The 19063-nt window shown below is 61.0% G+C and carries 19 protein-coding genes; 17 read left to right on the top strand and 2 right to left on the bottom strand.

The features are described 5' to 3' along the window. The first annotated feature begins 5 nt into the window (after positions 1-5). The 9 genes from E0L93_RS02635 (at position 6) to E0L93_RS02595 (ending at position 8576) form a co-directional block, all read left to right on the top strand. On the top strand, positions 6-503 hold the full coding sequence (locus tag E0L93_RS02635; RefSeq protein WP_132688102.1) for a tripartite tricarboxylate transporter TctB family protein: 498 nt from the start codon (positions 6-8) through the stop codon (positions 501-503). Between the two features lie 3 nt (positions 504-506). Beyond that, positions 507-2015, top strand: a complete 1509-nt coding sequence (locus tag E0L93_RS02630) for a tripartite tricarboxylate transporter permease (RefSeq protein ID WP_132688099.1) — start codon at positions 507-509, stop codon at positions 2013-2015. A 50-nt stretch (positions 2016-2065) separates the two neighbouring features. Next, positions 2066-3250, top strand: coding sequence for a CaiB/BaiF CoA transferase family protein (locus tag E0L93_RS02625; protein WP_243638076.1), 1185 nt, complete (start codon positions 2066-2068; stop codon positions 3248-3250). Next, complete coding sequence (locus E0L93_RS02620) at positions 3247-4026, top strand: enoyl-CoA hydratase/isomerase family protein (protein WP_132688093.1); 780 nt, start codon at positions 3247-3249, stop codon at positions 4024-4026. Before E0L93_RS02625 ends, E0L93_RS02620 begins: the two co-directional genes overlap by 4 nt. Before the next feature lie 12 nt (positions 4027-4038). Beyond that, a complete protein-coding gene (locus E0L93_RS02615; RefSeq protein WP_132688090.1) occupies positions 4039-4596 on the top strand; it encodes a gamma carbonic anhydrase family protein in 558 nt (185 codons plus the stop codon). Between the two features lie 339 nt (positions 4597-4935). Beyond that, positions 4936-5856 (top strand): TRAP transporter substrate-binding protein DctP, encoded by a 921-nt coding sequence (gene dctP / locus E0L93_RS02610; protein ID WP_207890287.1) that lies wholly within the window; start codon positions 4936-4938, stop codon positions 5854-5856. A 61-nt stretch (positions 5857-5917) separates the two neighbouring features. Beyond that, on the top strand, positions 5918-6481 hold the full coding sequence (locus E0L93_RS02605; RefSeq protein ID WP_132688084.1) for a TRAP transporter small permease subunit: 564 nt from the start codon (positions 5918-5920) through the stop codon (positions 6479-6481). Between the two features lie 68 nt (positions 6482-6549). Then, positions 6550-7920 (top strand): TRAP transporter large permease, encoded by a 1371-nt coding sequence (locus E0L93_RS02600; protein ID WP_132688082.1) that lies wholly within the window; start codon positions 6550-6552, stop codon positions 7918-7920. 35 nt (positions 7921-7955) lie between these two features. Next, positions 7956-8576 carry a glutathione S-transferase family protein gene (locus E0L93_RS02595; RefSeq protein ID WP_132688079.1) on the top strand — a complete coding sequence of 207 codons (621 nt, stop codon included), beginning with the start codon at positions 7956-7958 and terminating at the stop codon, positions 8574-8576. Between the two features lie 43 nt (positions 8577-8619). Here the strand turns inward: E0L93_RS02595 and E0L93_RS02590 are convergent, their stop codons facing one another. Beyond that, positions 8620-9270, bottom strand: coding sequence for a GntR family transcriptional regulator (locus tag E0L93_RS02590; RefSeq protein ID WP_132688076.1), 651 nt, complete (start codon positions 9268-9270; stop codon positions 8620-8622). Between the two features lie 259 nt (positions 9271-9529). Here E0L93_RS02590 and E0L93_RS02585 point away from each other — a divergent pair, with 259 nt between their 5' ends. The 7 genes from E0L93_RS02585 to E0L93_RS02555 all read left to right on the top strand — a co-directional run bounded on the left by E0L93_RS02585 (position 9530) and on the right by E0L93_RS02555 (position 17810). Then, on the top strand, positions 9530-10744 hold the full coding sequence (locus E0L93_RS02585; RefSeq protein ID WP_132688073.1) for a pyridoxal-phosphate-dependent aminotransferase family protein: 1215 nt from the start codon (positions 9530-9532) through the stop codon (positions 10742-10744). An 86-nt stretch (positions 10745-10830) separates the two neighbouring features. Continuing rightward, positions 10831-12090 carry a (Fe-S)-binding protein gene (locus tag E0L93_RS16195; RefSeq protein WP_341539373.1) on the top strand — a complete coding sequence of 420 codons (1260 nt, stop codon included), beginning with the start codon at positions 10831-10833 and terminating at the stop codon, positions 12088-12090. A gap of 136 nt (positions 12091-12226) precedes the next feature. After that, a complete protein-coding gene (locus tag E0L93_RS02575; protein WP_207890286.1) occupies positions 12227-13579 on the top strand; it encodes an FAD-binding oxidoreductase in 1353 nt (450 codons plus the stop codon). 276 nt (positions 13580-13855) lie between these two features. Further along, positions 13856-15220, top strand: coding sequence for a GntP family permease (locus E0L93_RS02570; protein ID WP_132688064.1), 1365 nt, complete (start codon positions 13856-13858; stop codon positions 15218-15220). A gap of 142 nt (positions 15221-15362) precedes the next feature. Continuing rightward, positions 15363-15743: a helix-turn-helix domain-containing protein gene (locus E0L93_RS02565; RefSeq protein WP_132688062.1), complete on the top strand. Its 381-nt coding sequence runs from the start codon at positions 15363-15365 to the stop codon at positions 15741-15743. Positions 15744-15874: 131 nt separating this feature from the next. Further along, a complete protein-coding gene (locus E0L93_RS16535; protein ID WP_132688059.1) occupies positions 15875-16135 on the top strand; it encodes an integrase core domain-containing protein in 261 nt (86 codons plus the stop codon). 478 nt (positions 16136-16613) lie between these two features. Further along, positions 16614-17810 carry a mandelate racemase/muconate lactonizing enzyme family protein gene (locus tag E0L93_RS02555; protein ID WP_132688056.1) on the top strand — a complete coding sequence of 399 codons (1197 nt, stop codon included), beginning with the start codon at positions 16614-16616 and terminating at the stop codon, positions 17808-17810. Positions 17811-17829: 19 nt separating this feature from the next. Here E0L93_RS02555 and E0L93_RS02550 read toward each other — a convergent pair whose 3' ends face one another. Beyond that, positions 17830-18573 carry a thermonuclease family protein gene (locus E0L93_RS02550; RefSeq protein WP_132688053.1) on the bottom strand — a complete coding sequence of 248 codons (744 nt, stop codon included), beginning with the start codon at positions 18571-18573 and terminating at the stop codon, positions 17830-17832. A 131-nt stretch (positions 18574-18704) separates the two neighbouring features. Here E0L93_RS02550 and E0L93_RS02545 point away from each other — a divergent pair, with 131 nt between their 5' ends. Further along, positions 18705-19016, top strand: a complete 312-nt coding sequence (locus E0L93_RS02545) for a hypothetical protein (protein ID WP_207890285.1) — start codon at positions 18705-18707, stop codon at positions 19014-19016. Positions 19017-19063: the final 47 nt, after the last annotated feature.

Raw genomic sequence — 19063 nt, 5'->3', positions numbered from 1 at the left:
AGACGATGAAAGAGGAGACTCCTGACTTCATCGGCTCGGGTTTGCTAGTGGCCCTCGGCGCTGCGTTCGCCCTTGGGTCGTTGCAGTACGGCGTGATAGAAGGTGGGCGCATAGGGCCGGGGTTTATGCCATTCCTCTCCGGAGTCTTGCTCGCGTTCTTTGGCACCCTGATAGCCGTTGAGGCGGCGGTGCGCCGGGTGCGGAGGCGAGAGCGACCGGCGGGGGTGACGGAGATATCGCGCGGGCGGCAAGAAGTTCCGAGTGGGCCTGTAGCTACGGTCTTCGGGCTGACGTTGGTCGCGATACTGCTCATTCCCGTTCTCGGTTTCTTCCTCTCCTTCGGTTTGCTAATAGCCGTGCTCGTAGCGTTCGTCGAGCGGGAGGGGTGGCGGCTCGGTCTCACAATGGGCGTTGGAGGGGCCGTATTTGCGTGGCTGGTCTTCGCGCAGCTCTTGAACATACCCGTGCCTCGGGGAATCTTCGAGACGTTGATGAGGATATGATCTGTGGAGCTGTGGTCTCAGATAATCGACGGTTTCCAGGCCGCTCTCACGCCCACCAACCTCGCCTACTGCTTCATCGGCGTCTTGCTCGGCACGGTTATCGGGCTCCTGCCCGGGCTGGGGTCTGCCACCGGGGTTGCCATTCTGCTGCCGCTGACGCTCATGCTCGATCCCTTGACCGCTCTCATCATGCTGGCCGGGATCTACTACGGGACGCAATACGGGGCCACGATAAGCTCCGTGCTGGTCTCCACACCGGGAGACTCGGCCACGGTGGTCACCACCATCGACGGCTACCAGCTCGCTCGCCAGGGTCGGGCCGGGCCGGCACTCGCAATAGCGGCCATAGCGTCGTTTCTGGCCGGGACCATAAGTATCCTCTTGCTGATGACGCTTGCCCCTGTGTTCGCCGGTTTCGCCCTCAACTTCGGGCCGCCGGAGACGGTCGCTCTCGTGACCCTGGGGCTTGCCGGCGTCATAGGATTCACGGGTACTTCCCGGGCCAAGGGACTGGCCATGGGCGCTCTCGGCCTCGCTATAGCCACCGTCGGCATCGACGCACAGACCGGTATCGCGAGGTTCACTTTCGGCCAGGTGGAGCTGCTCGGCGGCATAGGCTTCTTGGCGGTTATTATCGGGTTGTTTGCGGTTGCGGAAGTTATGTCCCAAGTGAGCCGCGGGGGAGGCGAGCCGATACGAACGCGCTTTAGAGACATGCTGCTGAGCCGGGAAGACTGGCGCCGGTCTCGCATGCCCATCGTGCGGGGAGGGATCGTGGGGTTCTTCCTCGGGGTTTTGCCCGGGGCCGGCGCTACGCTGGCTTCGTTTCTCAGCTACGACATAGAGCGAAGGCTCTCCAAGCGCCCCGAGCGGTTCGGCAAGGGGGCAATGGAGGGCGTCGCCGCTCCCGAAGCGGCCAACAACGCGGCCGTCAACGGGGCTTTCGTGCCCACCCTCACGTTGGGCATTCCGGGCTCGGGGACCACCGCGGTGCTGCTCGGGGCATTTTTGCTGTTCGGATTGCAGCCCGGCCCCTTGCTGCTCGAACAGCAGCCCGAGCTGGTTTGGGGTTTGATCGCTTCCTTCTATATCGGCAACCTCATCTTGCTCCTGTTGAACCTGCCGCTGGCTCCGGCGTTCGCGTCCATACTCCGGCTCCGCTACACGCTCCTTTACCCCTTTATCCTGCTTTTGGCCTTCATCGGCGCCTACGCGATAGAGAACCGCCTGTGGGGTGTGTGGATGGCGTTTGCATTCGGCGTTATCGGATATTTCATGAAGCGCTACGGATATCCGGCCGCGCCGGTCATCCTGGGGCTCATACTCGGCGGCCTCTTTGAGCAGTCGCTGGAGCAGACTTCCTCCATGGGAGGGGGGAGTTTTGCCATCTTCCTGGAGAGACCCATCGCTCTGGCGCTCTTCGCCCTCGCCGGTCTTATCATCCTGGGGCCGTTCGTGGCTCGGGGGGTGAAGGCGCTGGCCGGCAAGGCGACCGCTAGAGTTCAGCAATGAACCTGGTTGCTTGTGTGACCCGTCAACGGAGGGAGGAATAGCTCTTGGCATTGCCACTTCGACAGCTCAGGGTACTCGACCTGACACAGGTTATGGCCGGTCCGTTCTGCTGCCAGCTTCTGGCCGACATGGGGGCTGAGGTAACCAAGGTCGAGCCTGTAGACACCGGAGATCAAGCTCGCCGGGCAATGGGGTTCAAGATGAAAGGAGAGGACACCGCGGCCTTCCTTGCCGTCAACCGTAACAAGAAGAGCGTTACACTCAATCTCAAAGAGGAGGAGGGGCGGGAGATCTTCTACAAGCTCGCCCGGGAGGCGGACGTGGTCGTGGAGAACTACCGGCCTGGAGTCGCCGGGAAGCTTGGTGTGGACTACGAGACCCTCAAGGAGCTGAACCCGCGCCTGATCTACGCAAGCATCTCGGGCTTCGGCCAGACCGGCCCCTACGCCCTACGGGCAGGGTATGATCTGATCGCGCAGGGCATGTCTGGCGTGATGAGCGTGACCGGCGAGCCGGGTGGCCCGCCCGCCAAATGCGGCGTTCCGATAGGGGATCTCTCCGCCGGTCTCTTCTGCGCCTTCGGCATCCTGACCGCCTACGTTGCCCGGCAGGAGACCGGACGCGGGCAGTTTATCGACACCTCGCTCTTCGAAGGCGCTCTGGCACTCTCCGTGTGGGAGACTGCCGAACTGTGGGCTACCGGCCGCATCCCCCAGCCGTTTGGCTCCGCCCATCGCCTCACCGCTCCCTACCAGGCCCTCAAGACCCGTGACGGGTACATCAACGTTGGAGCTAACAACCAGCGCCTCTGGAAGCGGCTGTGTCAGGCTATCGGCCGGGAGGAACTGGTCGACGACGGGCGTTTCGCAACGAACGAGGACAGGATGAAGAACCGCACCGAGCTGGTCGAAGAGCTTGAAGCTACCTTCAAGAAGAGGGATACCGACGAGTGGGTGGAGATCCTGCTCGAAGCCGGCTTTCCCGCCGGTCCCATCTACAACTACAAACAGGTCTTTGAGGATCCGCATACCCATGCCCGGGAGATGATGGTCGAGATGGAACACCCCGTGGAAGGCGTTGTGCGCGGCCTGGGTATCCCGCTGAAGCTCAGCGAGACACCGGGCAAGGTCCGGCACGCCGCGCCGCTGCTCGGGGAGCACACCGAAGAGACGCTGCAGCGTCTAGGTTACTCTGAGTCCGAGATAGCCGATCTTAGAAGGAGGAAGATCATATGACAGAGACCGACCAGCTGCTGTTCGAGCGCCGGGGATCTGCGGCGTTTATCACGTTCAACCGCCCCGAGGCCCGCAACGCGATGACCTGGGAGATGTACGACGCGCTCTATGAGTGCTGCGAGGAGATCGACGCCGACGAGCGTGTGCGTGTTGTCGTTTTAAGGGGGGCGGGCGATAAAGCCTTCGTCGTAGGCACCGACATTAAGCAGTTTCTTGAATTCGAGTCGGGCGAGGACGGCGTAGCCTACGAGAGGAGAATGGAGCGCATCATCAGCCGCCTGGAGGCTGTGCGCAAGCCCACGATCGCGGCGATCGATGGCTACGTTATCGGGGGCGGCCTGAGCATAGCCGCCGTGAGCGACCTGAGAATCTGCACACCGGATGCTAAATTCGGCATGCCTATAGCACGAACCTTAGGCAACTGCCTCTCTGCGCAGAACTATGCCCGGCTTCTCGCCCTGATCGGCCCCGCCCGCACCAAGCAGCTTCTCTTTACCGCGCGCATGTTCTCTGCCGAAGAGGCCCTGAGCGTCGGGCTGGCGACCGAGATCGTCCCGCGCTCCGAACTCGATGAGCGGGTGAGCGAGCTGTGCGCGACCCTCGAAGAGCACGCCCCGATCACCTTGCGCGTTACCAAAGAAGCTACCCGGCGCCTTATGCTGGCCAACCTGCCTGACATGGAGGACCTGATCTCTGAGACCTACGCAAGCAGGGATTTCCACGAGGGTGTATCGGCTTTCGTGGAGAAACGCAGGCCCGACTGGCAGGGCTGCTAATAGGGGGGCGCTATGCGAGAATCTATCTTCGGTATCCTCGGAGGTCACCGGCCCCGGATCGCCCCCGACGCCTTCGTGGCACCTACCGCCGTGGTAGTCGGTAGGGTACGTATCGGAGCCCGCTCAAGCCTCTGGTACGGCACCGTGCTCCGGGGAGATGATGAGGAAATAGTAGTCGGAGAGGACTCCAACGTCCAAGATCTCTCTCTGATACATGCCGATCCCGGCTTCCCGGTCTTGGTGGGGGATCGCGTAACGATCGGCCACCGGGCCATAGTACACGGAGCTACCGTGGAAGATGACGTCCTGATCGGGATGGGCGCTATCTTGTTGAACGGTGCCCGCATACACTCTGGAGCAATCGTCGCCGCCGGGGCGCTCGTAACTTCCGGCACCGAAATTCCCGAAAGATCTCTCGCTGCGGGGATCCCGGCAAGGATTATCCGGCGGGTTCACGAAGCAGACGCAAACATGATCGAAGCTGCCAAAAATGACTACTTGAATAAGTCCAGAGTACATCGTGAACTGAAGTTGGCTGATTGGCAGGACGTTTCTACATCCGAAGAATGAGTAAAGACCGATCTCTGGGGTCAGTGACATAGAGTAGCAGCAATTTCTGAGTTGACTCGGATTCTTAAGTGTGATTTGATACGTGCGACCGTCGACAGTCGGCATATTCATGGGGGTGACGAGGATTGGGCGGATAAGCGGTACGCTACGATTCGAGGGAGGTCGGGTTTTGGAGGTATGGCGCTCAGAGTGCAAGGGGTGATTGTAGTGGTACGGGGGCGACTCCTTTTAGTGGTGTGCTTTTCGACGGTGGCGCTTCTCTTAACTGCTTGCGGTCTCGCGACGGGTGGGGGAGCAGATGATCAGGTAACGTTGCGATTGGGTCATCAGTGGCCCGGTGTGAATGAAGCGGGTGAGGGCGACTTCCGCGCGGTGCTGGCCCAGAGGTTTGCGGATCGGGTAAATGAGAGGACCGATGGTCAGGTTACCATCGAGGTCTATCCTGGGAATTCCCTTATAGAGGATCCCACCCAGCAGTATGAGGCCATAAGACGGGGGGCGCAGGATATGTCTGTCTTCCCGTTGGATTACGCTTCGGGTGACGTGCCCGAGTTCAGCATCACGCTGATGCCGGCCATGGTGCGCAGCCACGCTCAGGCGCGGAACTGGCAGGACGCGGAGATCGGCCAGCGCATCGAGGAGATAACTCAGGAGAACGGGGTCAAGATCCTCACCTGGGTCTGGAACGCCGGAGCTATCGGTTGCAAGAGGGAGGAGCCTGTAGTCTCTCCGGATGACGTCAGGCCCGGCATGGTTACCCGGGCTGCGGGTCCCCGGGTAGAGCAGATGCTGGAGAGGGTCGGGTTCGGGCTCTCTAGCATGCCATCATCGGAGATCTACAGTGCCATGCAGACCGGGGTTCTGGACTGCGCGATAACCTCCACTTCTTCGTTCAGCTCCTACAGGCTCTACGAGCAGGTGGGATCATACACTTCCCCGACGGGGGGTTACACGTTCTGGTTCATGTTCGAGCCGTTGATAATCGGTATGGATCAGTTCGAGCAGCTGACGCCCGAACAGCAGCAGATATTTGAGGAGGTCGGGGCCGAGTTGCAGGAGTTCGCCTACACGGCCTCAGAGGATGATGATCTGCGCGTCGAGAAGGAGTTCGAGGAGGCCGGCGTCAACGTCGTTCAGATGGATGAAGAGTCCTTCGGGCAGTGGCAGGAAGAATCCCGGCCTGTATGGGAGAGCTTCGCCGAGGAGGTGGAGGGCGGCAGAGAGCTGATAGATCTCGCCAGCCAGGTGTCGGCTCAGTAGCGGGGTTGGGGGGCGGGTGAAGGGCACCCGCCCTTCCCTTACATCGTTGGAGGGCGTTCGTGTGAATAGATCGGGGACCCAGGAGTCCTTTCTATCCAGGCTTATCGGCTGGCTCTCCGAGCTTGCGGGCTACGCCAGCAGCTTATTGATTCTGGCTTCCATGCTGGTGATCTGCTACGCGGTTCTGCTGCGCTACGTGCTCGGCGCATCTACCGTGTGGCAGACCGAGCTGGCCATCTACTTCCTGATCTTCGCCGCCTTCGTGGGAGGGGCCTATGGCCTCAAGCACGGCGACCACGTGAAGATCGACGTGGTCGTAAACCGGCTACCGGGAAGGGTTCAGCTGTTCGTGCGGTTCGTGGCAGCTATCCTCGGCTTCTTCTTTATCTTGATCATAGCCGTGATCGGATTCGAGCTTTGGTGGGAGGCCGTTCAGATGGGCCGGCGCTCCGGCACCGCGTGGAACCCTCCGCTGGCTTACCCGTATTTCATCCTGCCGCTGGGCATGACCCTGATAGCCCTTCAGTACCTGGTGATAGTGGCCGAACTCTTCCAAAGACTCGTCTCCGGGCGGCCTGGCGGCCCGCCGCCGGACGAAACCGAGGACGAGACGCTCATCGAATGAGGCTTTAAGGACTCGTGGAGAGCGAGGATGAAACAACGGCATATCCTCAAAGGAGAAGGTAAATACCAGTGAGCGGTTTATTGATAGGCGCCATCATCGGCCTGCTGCTGTTGTTCCTGCTGGCCCTGGGCATACCGGTCGCCTTCGCGCTGGGCCTGACGGCGCTCATCTCTATCTTGATCTTCCTTACCCCGGCACAATTTGGCTATTTCGCCAACTTCGTGTTCGACTCGCTCAACAGCTTCTCTCTGCTCGCCATCCCGCTCTTCATCCTGATGGGTGCCGTCTTCGGACGTTCGCAGGCCAGCCGGGATCTGCTCGAGGCTGCGCACGTGTGGGTCGGCAGGCTGCGCGGCGGGCTGGCTATGAGCTCCGTGGTTGCGTGTTCGTTGTTCGCCGCTCTGACCGGTTCGAGTCCCGCCACCTCTGCGGCCATCGGGAAGATAGCCATACCGGAGATGACGAAGCGCGGCTACCCGAACACGGTCGCGACGGGGGCCATAGTCGCGGGTGGAACGCTCGGGATACTGATACCCCCGAGTGTCACCCTGATCCTGTACGGCATAGCCACCGAACAGTCGATCGGCCGGCTGTTCTTGGGTGGTGTCGTGCCGGGGATAATGATGACGATCCTCTTCTGTCTGTGGATTGCGGTGGCGATGTCGTTGCAGAGGAGGAGAGGAGACTTCGACCGGCGGGAAGCCGGCGGCGCAACGCGAGGAACCGGCGAAGCCCTGCACGCTGTTGCCGGAGCCGAGGCTTACAGCTGGAAGCATCGGTTCGTCATGCTGATCAAGGTCATCCCCTTTGTTGGCTTGATCGCCGGTATCCTGTACGCTCTTTACGCCGGCGTCGCCACTCCGAGCGAGGCTGCGGCCGTGGGTGCTCTGTTCGCCTTCGTCTTGGTCGCTCTCTTCTACCGTTCGGTGACTCCCAAAATGGTTATGGAAGTGGGGCTGGAAACGACCCGCACCAGCACGATGATCCTGATGATAGTCGCCTTCTCCGCGGTGCTAGGCCAGGTAATGAGCTTCCTCGGCGTGCCCCAGGAACTGGCGCAGTGGGTCGCCGGCCTTGAAGTCAACCGCTGGCTGATCTTCCTGGCAATGAACATAGTGTTCCTGGTCCTGGGGTTCTTCATCCCGCCCGTAGCCATCATCCTCGTTACCATGCCGGTTCTCTTCCCGATCATCATGCAGCTCGGCTTCGACCCGATATGGTTCGGCGTGGTCATGACCCTCAACATGGAGATGGGCCTCATTACGCCACCGGTTGGACTCAACTTGTACGTGGTGCAGGGCATCGCTCCTAACATCCCCGTACGAGACGTCCTCGTGGGCTCCATACCCTACGTGGGAGTGCTGGCGGTCGGCATAGTGCTCCTGATCCTTTTCCCGGATCTGGTCCTGTGGTTGCCGAATCAGATGCTGGGACCGTAGGAGCGGCAGGCGATAAGCGTTAAGAGAGGCTGAGAATGCTGCGGATCTGGGGCCGGAGGAACTCCATAAACGTGCAGAAAGTGCTGTGGTGTTGCGGAGAGCTGGGGCTCGCCTACGAGCGCATCGACGCCGGGGGCAAGTTCGGACGCAACAGAGACCCCGAATATCTGCAACTGAATCCTAACGGGCTCGTGCCGACCATCGCTGATGACGGTTTCGTGCTCTGGGAGTCCAACGCCATCGTGCGGTACCTTGCTGCCAAGCATGGGATGGGCACTCTGTGCCCGCGGACCCTCAAGGAGCGGGCCGACGCAGACCGGTGGATGGACTGGCAGATGGGCACTCTTTGGACCTGCTTCCGGCCGGTTTTCATCGGTCTGGTGCGTACGCCTGCTGAAAGCAGGGACGAAACCTCGATCACAGCTGCCATCCGTAAGACGGCCGAGAACTGGAGCATACTCGATGCGCACCTGGCCGACAGAGATTACGTCGGCGGCCCCTCGTTTACCATGGCCGACATACCACTCGGTGTTACAGCATACCGCTGGTTCAACCTTGACATCGAAAGGCCCGCCATGCCGCACCTGGAGGCCTGGTACGAGCGTCTGTGCGCCCGGCCGGCTTATAGAGCGGTTGTCATGTTGCCGCTCTCTTGAGGGCGAAGCTCGGTGGCGGGTATAGGCCGGAGGTCCTCTATCCTCAGTCGGCGGAGCGGTTAAGGCCTCGTACCACATCGGCCTCCATGTGGGCCTCCATCAAGATCCTAGCTCTCTCAGCATCTCGATCCCGAATCGCCTTCAGCAGCGCAGCATGTTCCTCACAGATTGCTCGCTCTGCGGCAGTGGAGTCAGAGAGTACATGGCGCCGGGCGACGAGGATCTGGGCCCGAATCGTCTCCATTAGCATTTTCAGCTGCGGCATGCGGGCGCTCTCTACCATCTGGTCGTGAAAGCGAGTGTTGGCCTCAAGTACTCCTTCGTGGTCCTCGGCTTCGATCTTGATCAGAGCTTCCTCAATAGCTTTAGCCATTGTCTGAATCTCGTCCTCGGTGGCGAATCGGGCTGCCCGCTCGGCTACGATGCGCTCAAGCGCTCCCCGACAAGTATATAGATTGACGAACTCCTCTTCGGTAGGGCTTACAACTACCCGATCTCCTGCCCTTCCTACCACCAGTCCTTCTCGTTCTAGCTGTCGTAGAGCCTCCCGCACGGGCGTACGACTTATGCTCAACGCCTGAGCGATGCGGTTCTCCAGCAGACTTTCTCCAGGTCCTAGCTCCCCGCTTAAAATCTTCCGGCGCAGCAGACGGTATACTTGCTGATAAAGGGGCTGGGCTTTTTGAATCTCCATAACTTAGGTGTCTCTCCTTCAGGATCAAAGCACCCCACTACTACCACTACCCCCGTCTTCCCGATCCACCCACCGGCACGATACTGAACGACTCTAACCGCTATTTTATATCCCCCGCTATACTTCGTGCCCGCTCAGATCCCAAATCACTTCTTATTTGAATTTGTGTATACTGTCTACACAACTTCGTTGAGTGTCTACGAGTTGTGGAGAAGCCATCTTCCTGGTGGGGGGTGGTGATGGCATCAGGGAGGAGTGTATGAGTATAAGCGGGCGGCATTTCCTACAGATACCGGGGCCGACGAACGTACCCGACCGGATTCTGCGAGCTATGGATCGACCGGTGGTAGATCACCGGGGACCGGAATTTGCGGAGTTGACGAAGGAGATCTTGCCGCTTCTGAAGGAAGTTTTCGGTACGCACGAGGGTACGGTCGTGATCTATCCTTCTTCGGGAACGGGGGCATGGGAGGCGGCGCTGGTGAACGTGCTCTCGCCCGGCGAGCGTATCCTGGCTTTCAACTACGGGCATTTCAGCGAGTTATTTGCGCGAACAGCCAGAAACTTGGGATACGATGTAGAAGAGGTTCCGTTACGCTGGGGACAGGAGCTGCCGGCGGAAGAGGTAGAAGCACATCTCCGGGCGGATGATGGGGAGAATCCGTATGCGGCGGTGTTGGTAGTGCACAATGAGACTTCGACTGGTGTAACGAGCGACGTAGGCGCAATCAGGGATGCAATAGACGCTGCCGGTCACGATGCTCTCCTGATAGTAGATACTGTCAGCTCTCTCGCGTCTATTGAGGTCAAACATGACGAATGGAGAGCTGATGTAACTCTCACCGGTAGCCAGAAGGGGCTCATGCTGCCGCCGGGATTGGCGCTGCTGTGCGTGAGTCCCCGGGCTCTGGAGCGCGGGACGGAGGGTGGGGCTCCGCGCAACTTCTTTGACTGGCGCCCTATCATCCGCGACAACGAAGCCGGATTTTTCCCTTACACTCCTGCAACACTGTTGCTCTTCGGGCTGCGCGAGGCGTTGAAAATGTTAGTCGAAGAGGAAGGGCTGAGCAACGTCTACGCTCGGCATCGATCTCTGGCTGAAGGGGTACGGGCGGCAGTGGAGGCTTGGGGGCTCCGCAACCTCTGTGAGAAGCCGGAGTTCTACTCCAATACCTTAACGGCCGTAGTGGTGCCGGAAGGTGCGGACAGCGATGAAGTTATACGTGTAGCGCGCGAGCGCTTCGGCCTCGCTCTGGGAGTAGGACTCTCGCGCATCAAGGGCAGGGTATTTAGGATCGGTCACCTGGGAGCTCTAAATGAACTGGAGGTACTGGGCACGCTGGGCGGCGTAGAGATGGCGCTTATTGAGAGCGGGGTCCCGGTTGAGTTGGGGAGTGGTGTCAGGGCCGCCCAGCAGCTTTTCACCCGCAAACCGACAGAAGTCGCTGGAGATCAAGACAGAGCGGCGGTGTGATCGTGACCGAAGATTATGACTCCCGGAGTAGTGAAAGTCAGATCAACCCCCAGGGAAAAGGATTGCTGCGGAGAGAGCATGCAAACATGCTCTCTTGTGTCCGCTGCGGACTTTGTCTAACCTCGTGTCCCACGTATGTACTCTCCGGCCATGAGGCAGAGAGCCCCCGGGGGCGTGTGGCTATGGCTCGGGCGCTTGTAGAAGATAAAGCAAGGCTCACCCCCGACCTGATCGAACACGAGCAGAACTGCTTGGTCTGTGACGCTTGCACAGCGGTGTGTCCGGCGGGTGTGGACATGGACCCGATTCAGGTTGCGCTCAGGTCGGCGGTGGAGCCGCACTTGAGAGACCGGAGATCTAGACGTGAACGGGCACTGCGGTGGCTTGCTTTTCGCAAGATCTTCGCCGATATGCGCTTCTTCCGGCTGCTAGTGCGAGCCCTGAGACTCTACCAGAGCTCTGGCCTGCAGTGGATGGCGCGGCGTTCCGGCATGCTGCGGCTATTGGGACTCGCAGAAGCTGAGGCGCTTCTGCCACCAGATCTGCCGGACGGCTTCGTGATACCGCAGGGGCAACGCTATCCGGCCGGGGAACGCTCCAGAGGACGCGCGGTTAGTCTCTTCGTCGGCTGCATAACGTCCACTGCATTGGCGGGAATCGACTGGTCGACCATTCGAGTCTGCAGACGGGCTGGGTGGACGGTCTCGGCTACTGGCGGACAGGGATGTTGCGGAGCCCTCAACGCGCACGGGGGAGACCTGGAAGGGATGAAGGCGATGGCGAAGCGCAATATCGAGGCCTTCGAGAAAGAGGGTGGTGTACCGGTAGTGGTTAACTCAGCCGGCTGTGGAGCCATGCTCAAGCACTATGGCTACCATTTTCGTGATGATCCTGAATGGGCAGAGCGTGCGCAGGCCTTCTCGGCGCGCGTTAGAGATCTTGTCGAAATTGTGCGGCCGCAGGATCTGAGATTTTACCGACCTCTCGAACTTGTGGTTACTTACCAGGATCCGTGTCATCTCGCGCATGCGCAGAAGATCCGGCGTGAACCTAGGGAGCTGTTGCGAGCGATTCCCGGCCTGGAACTGCGCGAGATGGGGGAGTCAGATCTCTGTTGCGGGAGTGCAGGAGTATACAACTTGACCAACCCGAAGCAGGCACGCCAGCTCCGGCAGCGTAAGCTGGAGAATGCTTCTTTGACCGGTGCCGATGTTCTTGTTACCGCTAATCCTGGTTGCTATATACAACTCCAAGCCAAGAATGGGGGGATGAGGGTAAAGCACATCGTTGAGCTGCTCGATGAAGCAACCGCACCGGATGATGCCCAGGAGAAAGTGCGAGCTTAGGATGCGAATCTTCAGGAGGGAGCACCGACGAAGCGCCGGTACTCAAGAAGTTGCTCCATTAGAGAGTGGCGGACCGTTTTCGACACGTACTGGTGCTGTGGCGCGAGATCTACGCCGGCTGCTGAGTGAGAGCCAGGTGGTCGATGAACCGGGTGAGTTGCAAACCTTTGCTTATGACGCATCTTTCGAGACCCAACTCAATCCAAGGCCACCCGAAGTGGCCGTAATAGCTGGTTCGAAAGAAGACATTCAGGCTCTCGTGCGTTACGCTCACGAAAGGGGCATTCCCGTGACACCGCGGGGCGCAGCAAGCGGACAGGCGGCGGGTGCGGTGGCGTTTAAAGGAGGAATTATCCTCTCGCTCAATGCGATGAACCGCATACTGGAGGTAGATGAGCCTAATCTGCAGGTCTTCTGCGAGCCGGGTGTGGTTCACGCTCAGCTGAACGCGGCCCTTAAGCCCCGGGGAATTCTATTTCCCCCTGACCCGGGCTCCACTAAGATGGCCACCGTCGGTGGCATGGCCTCGACTAACGCGGCCGGGATGCGTGCGGTTAAGTACGGACCGACGGGGGCCTGGGTTCTCGGACTCGACGTCGTGCTGCCCGACGGCAGTTTGATCGAGACCGGTTCGGCTGGTTCGCGGGCCAAGCAGTCTTCGGCCGGGCTGGAGCTTACCAAGCTGTTTGTCGGTGCAGAAGGGACGCTGGGGATCATTACCCGGCTGCGGCTCAAGCTAATGCCGATTCCGCCGGCCCGAGCTATCGTGACGGCGCTGTTCGATGATCTGGAGAGCGCAGGTCGAGCCGTGCAGGAAACGTTCGCTGCAGGGGTGAGTCCCTCGGCGATCGAGATTCTCGACGAACGCTGTATCCGGGCGATCAACCGCTACCGACCCGGCATGGATCTGCCTCCAGTTGAAGCCATGCTCCTCTTCGAGGTGGACGGCAACCCACCGGGCGTGCGCTGGGATGCGGAGAAGGTCGCCGGGGTTGTGCGGCCCCTGGCCCACAAGGTCGAGTGGTCGGATGAGCCGCAGAGGATCGCAGCGCTGTGGGAAGCACGTTCGCTCGTAGGCGCCGCGATAGGGGCTCTGCGGCCCGGCTCGAACCGCGCTTATTGCGGTGAAGATATCTGCGTGCCGGTCTCCCGCATCCCTGAGACCCTACGCGAAATACAGGAGATAGGGAAGCGTTATCGGATCCCTATCGCCACCTATGGACACATCGCCGGCGGTAATCTTCATCCCGGCCACCTTATAGACGCAAGCAACCCGGATGAGATCCGGCGTGTTCTGCAGGTGGCAGACGAAATCCACGCCCTCGCACTCAGGATGAACGGTACGATCACCGGCGAGCACGGCGTGGGGGCAGTTCGCTCTCCATATATGCGGCACGAGCACGGCCTCGCCCTGGAGGCGATGCGGCAGATCAAAGAAGCCCTGGACCCGAAGGGTATCATGAACCCGGCTAAGCTCTTCCCGAACTGACAGATCGCCAAGTAAACCGAACGTCCGCCAGCGAAGGTCAGAAGAAATACACAACAGAGATGTTGCACCAGTGTAAGTATTCTGTATACTGCACACAACAAATCCGGGAGTTGGGTTACTGGGGGTAATGTGCTGGATCCTCTCGGATTGTGTTTGGGGAGAGGAGGCTTGCTTGGCGTTAAGTGCGGTTTGGGCGATGCTGGGTGTTGGCGGGGGCGGGGCGTTCAGCTACAGCGCTCGGTTATTTCTTGATCCGATAAAGCTCGGGGAGGGGTAATGGACGAGGCGGTAACCAGTAATCCTGTGATTGCTCTTTCTGGATTCATCGCGATAATAGCGCTGCTCTTTCTGTTCATCACGAAGTTCAAGTGGCACGTCTTCCTAGCGCTGCTGGTGCCGATCGTGCTTTTTGCGGTGTTGCCGGGTATCAACCGCGAGGTTTTTATAGATGCTTTTGAGACTGGTTTTGGCGATACAGTGGGCGGCATCGCTGTCGTCATCGTGCTCGGATGCATGATAGCCGAGGCGCTCAAGCACACGGGCGGCGCCGAGCGCATAACCATGTCGATGGTGAGTTTCGTGGGGCGGAGAAGGATGCCGCTTGCGCTTACTCTGGCCGGATTTGTGATAGGTCTGGCCATTTTCTCGGATGTTGGCTACGTAGTGCTCAATCCATTGGTACATTCGGCCGCTGTTGCTGCCGGGACGAATATGAGCGTGATGGCTACGGGGTTGGTCGTTAGCATGCAGCTCACACACGCTATGGTACCTCCCACACCCGGACCGCTCGCGGCTATAGCTGTAGTAGGCGCCGACATCGGTCGGGTAATCCTTTTTGGCACGATTGCGACCTTCATCGGGGCGCTGGCAAGTTACGTTTACGCCAGGGTTGTTGGGCCTTTTGTTGAATCTCCGCCGTCGGAGGAGTTCATTGGGCAGTCTCTTCTCGAAGCTGATGAGGAAAGTCGGGCCAAGATGCCTTCTACGGTCTGGGCTTACGCTCCCATATTGATCCCCTTGCTGCTCATTGCGGGACAGAGTGTTGCTTCTCTGAGCCTGCCAGAAGAACACTTCGTGAACTCCGTGATGACTTATTTAGGCTGGCCGGTGGTAGCGTTGGGTATCGGGGTTCTGCTGGCTTACAGGAACGCTCGGGCAGAGGAGCATCGCGAGGAGCGAACCTCGAACTGGGTGGAGGAGGCATTGAGAGTTTCGGCCATGATCATAGTGGTGACGGGACTTGGGGGATCTCTGAGCGAGATACTACAAGCTACTCCAACCGTTGACCAGATCGCTCAGGCGGTGGCCGCCTCAGGCGTGCCGGTCATCTTTCTGCCCTTCGTCTTGGGGATCATTGGGAACATGATCACCGGCTCCACTACGGTCGGCGTAATAGCCGGAGCCTCACTCTCCGCACCGTTGATGGCGCAGACGGGACTCAGCCCGGAGGCTGTAGTACTGGCCGCGGCGGCGGGGTCTGTGATCATCAAGTACATGAATTCCAGCTACTTCTGGGTTTGCACCTCGCTCTCGCGGATGCCTCTCCGATCCGCTCTTATCTCTTACGGAGGAGGCACCCTGGTGGGCGGTGTTTTCTCTATGGTGGCCGTGTTCATCTTGTGGTTGTTTGGTCTCATATAGAGCTAAGTACAAACAGATTAATTCCGGGGGAGTTTTCATGAGACCCATTCGTATCCCGCCTCTGACGCCGGAGGAACTCGACGCTTTGGAGAAGCTGTGCCGCACGACCCGCGACGTGAGGGGGCTGAGGACGCGCGCCTAGATGATCTTGCTCGCCGCCGAGCGACGCCTGAGCGCGGCGGAGATCGCGGAAATCGTTCGTGCCAACGAGGAGACGGTGGGGCGCTGGCTCAAGCGCTACCTGGCCGAGGGGGTGGAGGGTCTGCACGACCAACCGCAACCGGACGCCCCGCACAAGGCGACGGAGAGATACCTGGAGCAGTTGATCCACGCGGTTCGTCGCCGTTCCCGTAGCCTGGGTTTGCCGTTCTCGGTGTGGATTCTGCAGCGGCTGGCCGATTACAGCGCTATACACCGGAGTTCAAAGCGGAGGCCGTTCGCCTCATGCGCTCCACTCCGGACAAACCCACCTCCCGGATCGCCAAAGAACTCGGGCGTCTCGGATAACGCTCTCAGGAGCTGAGTGAAACAAGCGGAGATATAGTCACGGAGAACGCCAAGGGCTCACCACCGACGAACGAGAGGAATCGTCCTCCAAGAGGGAGAACGACACCCTCGCCGAGCGGATCAGGGAAGTTTGAAGGGGCCGGGATCATGCCTTCGATGAGCAGGGTAGGATCGTCCCTAGACAACGCCATCTCGGAGAGCTTCGCGTCCACTCTAAAGAGTGAGATTGGGGTAAGGCGCTACCCTGCCCGCCAGCCGGCCAGGGCGTCGGTCTTCGAGTTCTTAGAGCTCTTCTACAACCGGGTGCGCCGGCACTCCTCGCTTGGTTGGCTGAGACCGCATGAGTATGAGCAGGCTATACCGGAGGAGGCAGCGGTGCGTAAGCGAGAACTGTGCGCCCGTTGGTAGGTAAACCTACCATTCCGGAGATCGGCACAGTTGAAGTAGCACTCTCTGAGGACAGAGGCTAGGGGAGTGCGCGGCTCGCCAGAGGCGAGCCTCTCACGCTTCCGGTATCATGAGTCCCGCCGGGCTTTTGCGAGGAGGTTAATCTGGTGGGAGCGCTGATAAGATGGCTGTTCAGACTACTCCTTTTCCGGGCGCTGGTGCGCCTCTGGCGCAGGTTCCGGAGGCGCTGAGAACCGTCTGGCGCTCTGCCGTCTGGAAAGGTGCGAAGCGCCGTGAGAGTCGGAAAGATAGGCCATATGGGGGATGTGCCGCCCTGACAGCCCGGCTATGCTTACAACGTTCCATGTCTTGGGCAGGTTCCGGTACCCTCCCATCCTCCCCACCGGGACCTGCTCGTTCACGGAGTCCCCAATACGCACGGATGGGTGTTCTGTAACCGCGGGACCGCAAGGGGCAGCCTTATCTCCAGCCGCCTTCAGTGGCCGGCGGGCGCGCGCGGCTCATCACGGAGCTGATCGAGATGCTCAGGCGCTGTGGGGATGCGGAGATTGTCCGGTGGAGGATGTCTGCCCGGAGGAAGATGGAAGGGGGATGGATGGAGATCGAGCACATAGAGACCGCCTACTACCGCCTGCCGCTGGAGACGATGGGAGATGCGGGCCACGGTGCCATAGACTCAGAAGAGCTGATCACGCTGAAGCTCCACGCCGGGGGACTGACCGGTCACGGTTACGCCTACACCATAGGCCGCGGCGGGCGGGCGATTAAGGCTCTGGTCGACTACGACCTGGTGCCGCTGCTTCTGGGACGGGACGCCACGGATATCCGGGGACTCTGGGACCTGATGTGGCAACGCCTGCTGTATGTGGGGCGTGGCGGGCTCGCCTCCTTCGCCGCCGCCGCTGTGGATGTCGCTCTGTGGGATCTTTACGGGCTGCGCGAGGAGAAGCCGCTGTACGCGCTGTTTGGCGCGGAGTCGCGCGAGATCCCGGCCTACGGTTCGGGCGTGGACCTGCCGAAATCCCTCGACGAGCTGCTCGCGCAGACGGAGGGCTTTTTGGAGCGGGGGTTTCCTGGAGTGAAGGTGAAGGTGGGGCGCGAAGATCCCAAAGAAGACGAAGCGCGCATCAAAGCCGTCCGCAAGCTCATCGGCGACGATACCGACCTGATGGTAGACGCCAACATGGCCTGGAGCGCCAAAGAGGCGCTGGAGCGCGGTCGGCGGCTGGAGCAGTACAACCTCTACTGGTACGAGGAGCCGACCATCCCCGAGGACGTGTCCGGATACGCCCGGCTGGTCCGCGAGCTGGACGTCCCGATAGCCGCCGGAGAGAGCCTGCACTCCCCGCATGAGTTCAGGCGCTACGTGGAGGAGGGGGCCGTTGGGGTGGTGCAGATAGACCCCATTACCAACGGCGGGATAACCGCTTCGCTCGAAGCGCTCCGGCTAGCCGATAAAGCCGGGCTTGCGACCAGCAGCCACTATACCGACGAGCTGAGCGCTCACCTGCTCTGCGCCTCGGAGAACCCCGTCTACCTGGAGAAACACGCCTTCGCGCTGGATGCGTATCTTGAGGAGCCGCAGCGGGTCGTAAACGGGCACGTGCGCCCGGCGGAGACGCCGGGCACGGGGATGAGGTTCGACGAGCGGGCGCTAAAACCCTACCGGGGGTAGGGCGCCGCCCGGCGGCGCTTCAGCACTCCCCGCCGATGCCGTTGCCGCGGTCGGTCTGGAGCGCCAGCTCCTCCTCGGAGAGGCCCCAGAGGCCGCGCTCCGCGCCGCGGGCCTCCCGCTGGTGCATGAGGAAGAGGCTCTCGTAGCGGACGTTGGGCGGGAAGGTGGCGACCTGCGCGTAGCCCTCGCGCACCAGCGTTTCGTTGAACAGCTCCCCGTCCTCCGTCCGGACGTAGGCCAGCAGCCGCCCGTAGCGGTCCACGCGCTCCACGTCGAACTCCAGCTCTACCCGCTCGCCTTCGAGCCGCCCGGCGGCGAAGTTTGCGGCCTCCCGCCCGTAGGGCTGCTCGCCGCACCGGGGGTGGTCCGTCTCCGGCGCGTCCACCCCGATCAGGCGCACGGTCCGGATGCCGTCTACGGGAGGCGCCACCTCTATCGTGTCACCGTCCACGACCCGGGTCACCGTGACCGTCCCTTCGTGCCCCCCGGATATGAACTGTTGCCCCGCCAGAGCGCCGCCGGAGAGCAGCGCGCAGACCAGCGCCGCGTACACGGGCTCCGAACCCCGCCACCGGAGGAGTCCCCGCAGCCCCCGCCGGCCGCGCGACGCGAGGAGCGCCGCCAGAGCGGCCAGGGAGAGCAGGAAGGCGGTCCGGGGGAAGGCGAGCGCGAAGCTCAGGAACGCGACACCGACCACCAGGGCCAGCGGCGCGGTCAGCCAGACCGGGTGTCTCGTAACGCGCCTTCTTCTGGAGAAACGCACGGCGGGATACCTCCGCGACGCTCGCGATGCAGCCTCATCTTATACCGGGGAAGCCGTTTAGCTCGGGTCCGGATGCGGGTATCAAAGGGTGGCAAGACTCCGTTACGCAGGCAACCGAACAGGGGGTCGCCGTGGCAGACGAGGCGCGCATCACGGGTACCCGTGACAGGCACTACAATCTGGTGAGCGTGCTCTACCACGCCCTGCAGGAGGCGGAGACCTGCGAGCAGTACATCCGGGACGCCGAGCGCGAGGAAGACCGGGAGGCCGCGGAGTTCTTCCGGGCGGTGCAGGAGGAGAACCGGCGGCGCTCGGAGCGGGCCAAGGAGCTGCTTGTGGGCCGGCTGGGTTCGGACGCCGCTGCGGGAGACAAAGAGGCCGGCGGGGCTGCGAGCGGCGGCATGAAGCGGCAGTGGTCGCGGGACTACCGCACAGAGGAGTAGCCGCCGCTCTGAGGTAGAATCGGGGGAGGGCGGCTACCCGAAAGGAA

The sequence above is a fragment of the Rubrobacter taiwanensis genome (genome assembly GCF_004337705.1).
Taxonomy (GTDB): Bacteria; Actinomycetota; Rubrobacteria; order Rubrobacterales; family Rubrobacteraceae; genus Rubrobacter_C; species Rubrobacter_C taiwanensis.
The sequence above is the reverse complement of the archived record's forward strand: the minus strand, read 5'-3'. Positions and strand labels throughout refer to the sequence as shown.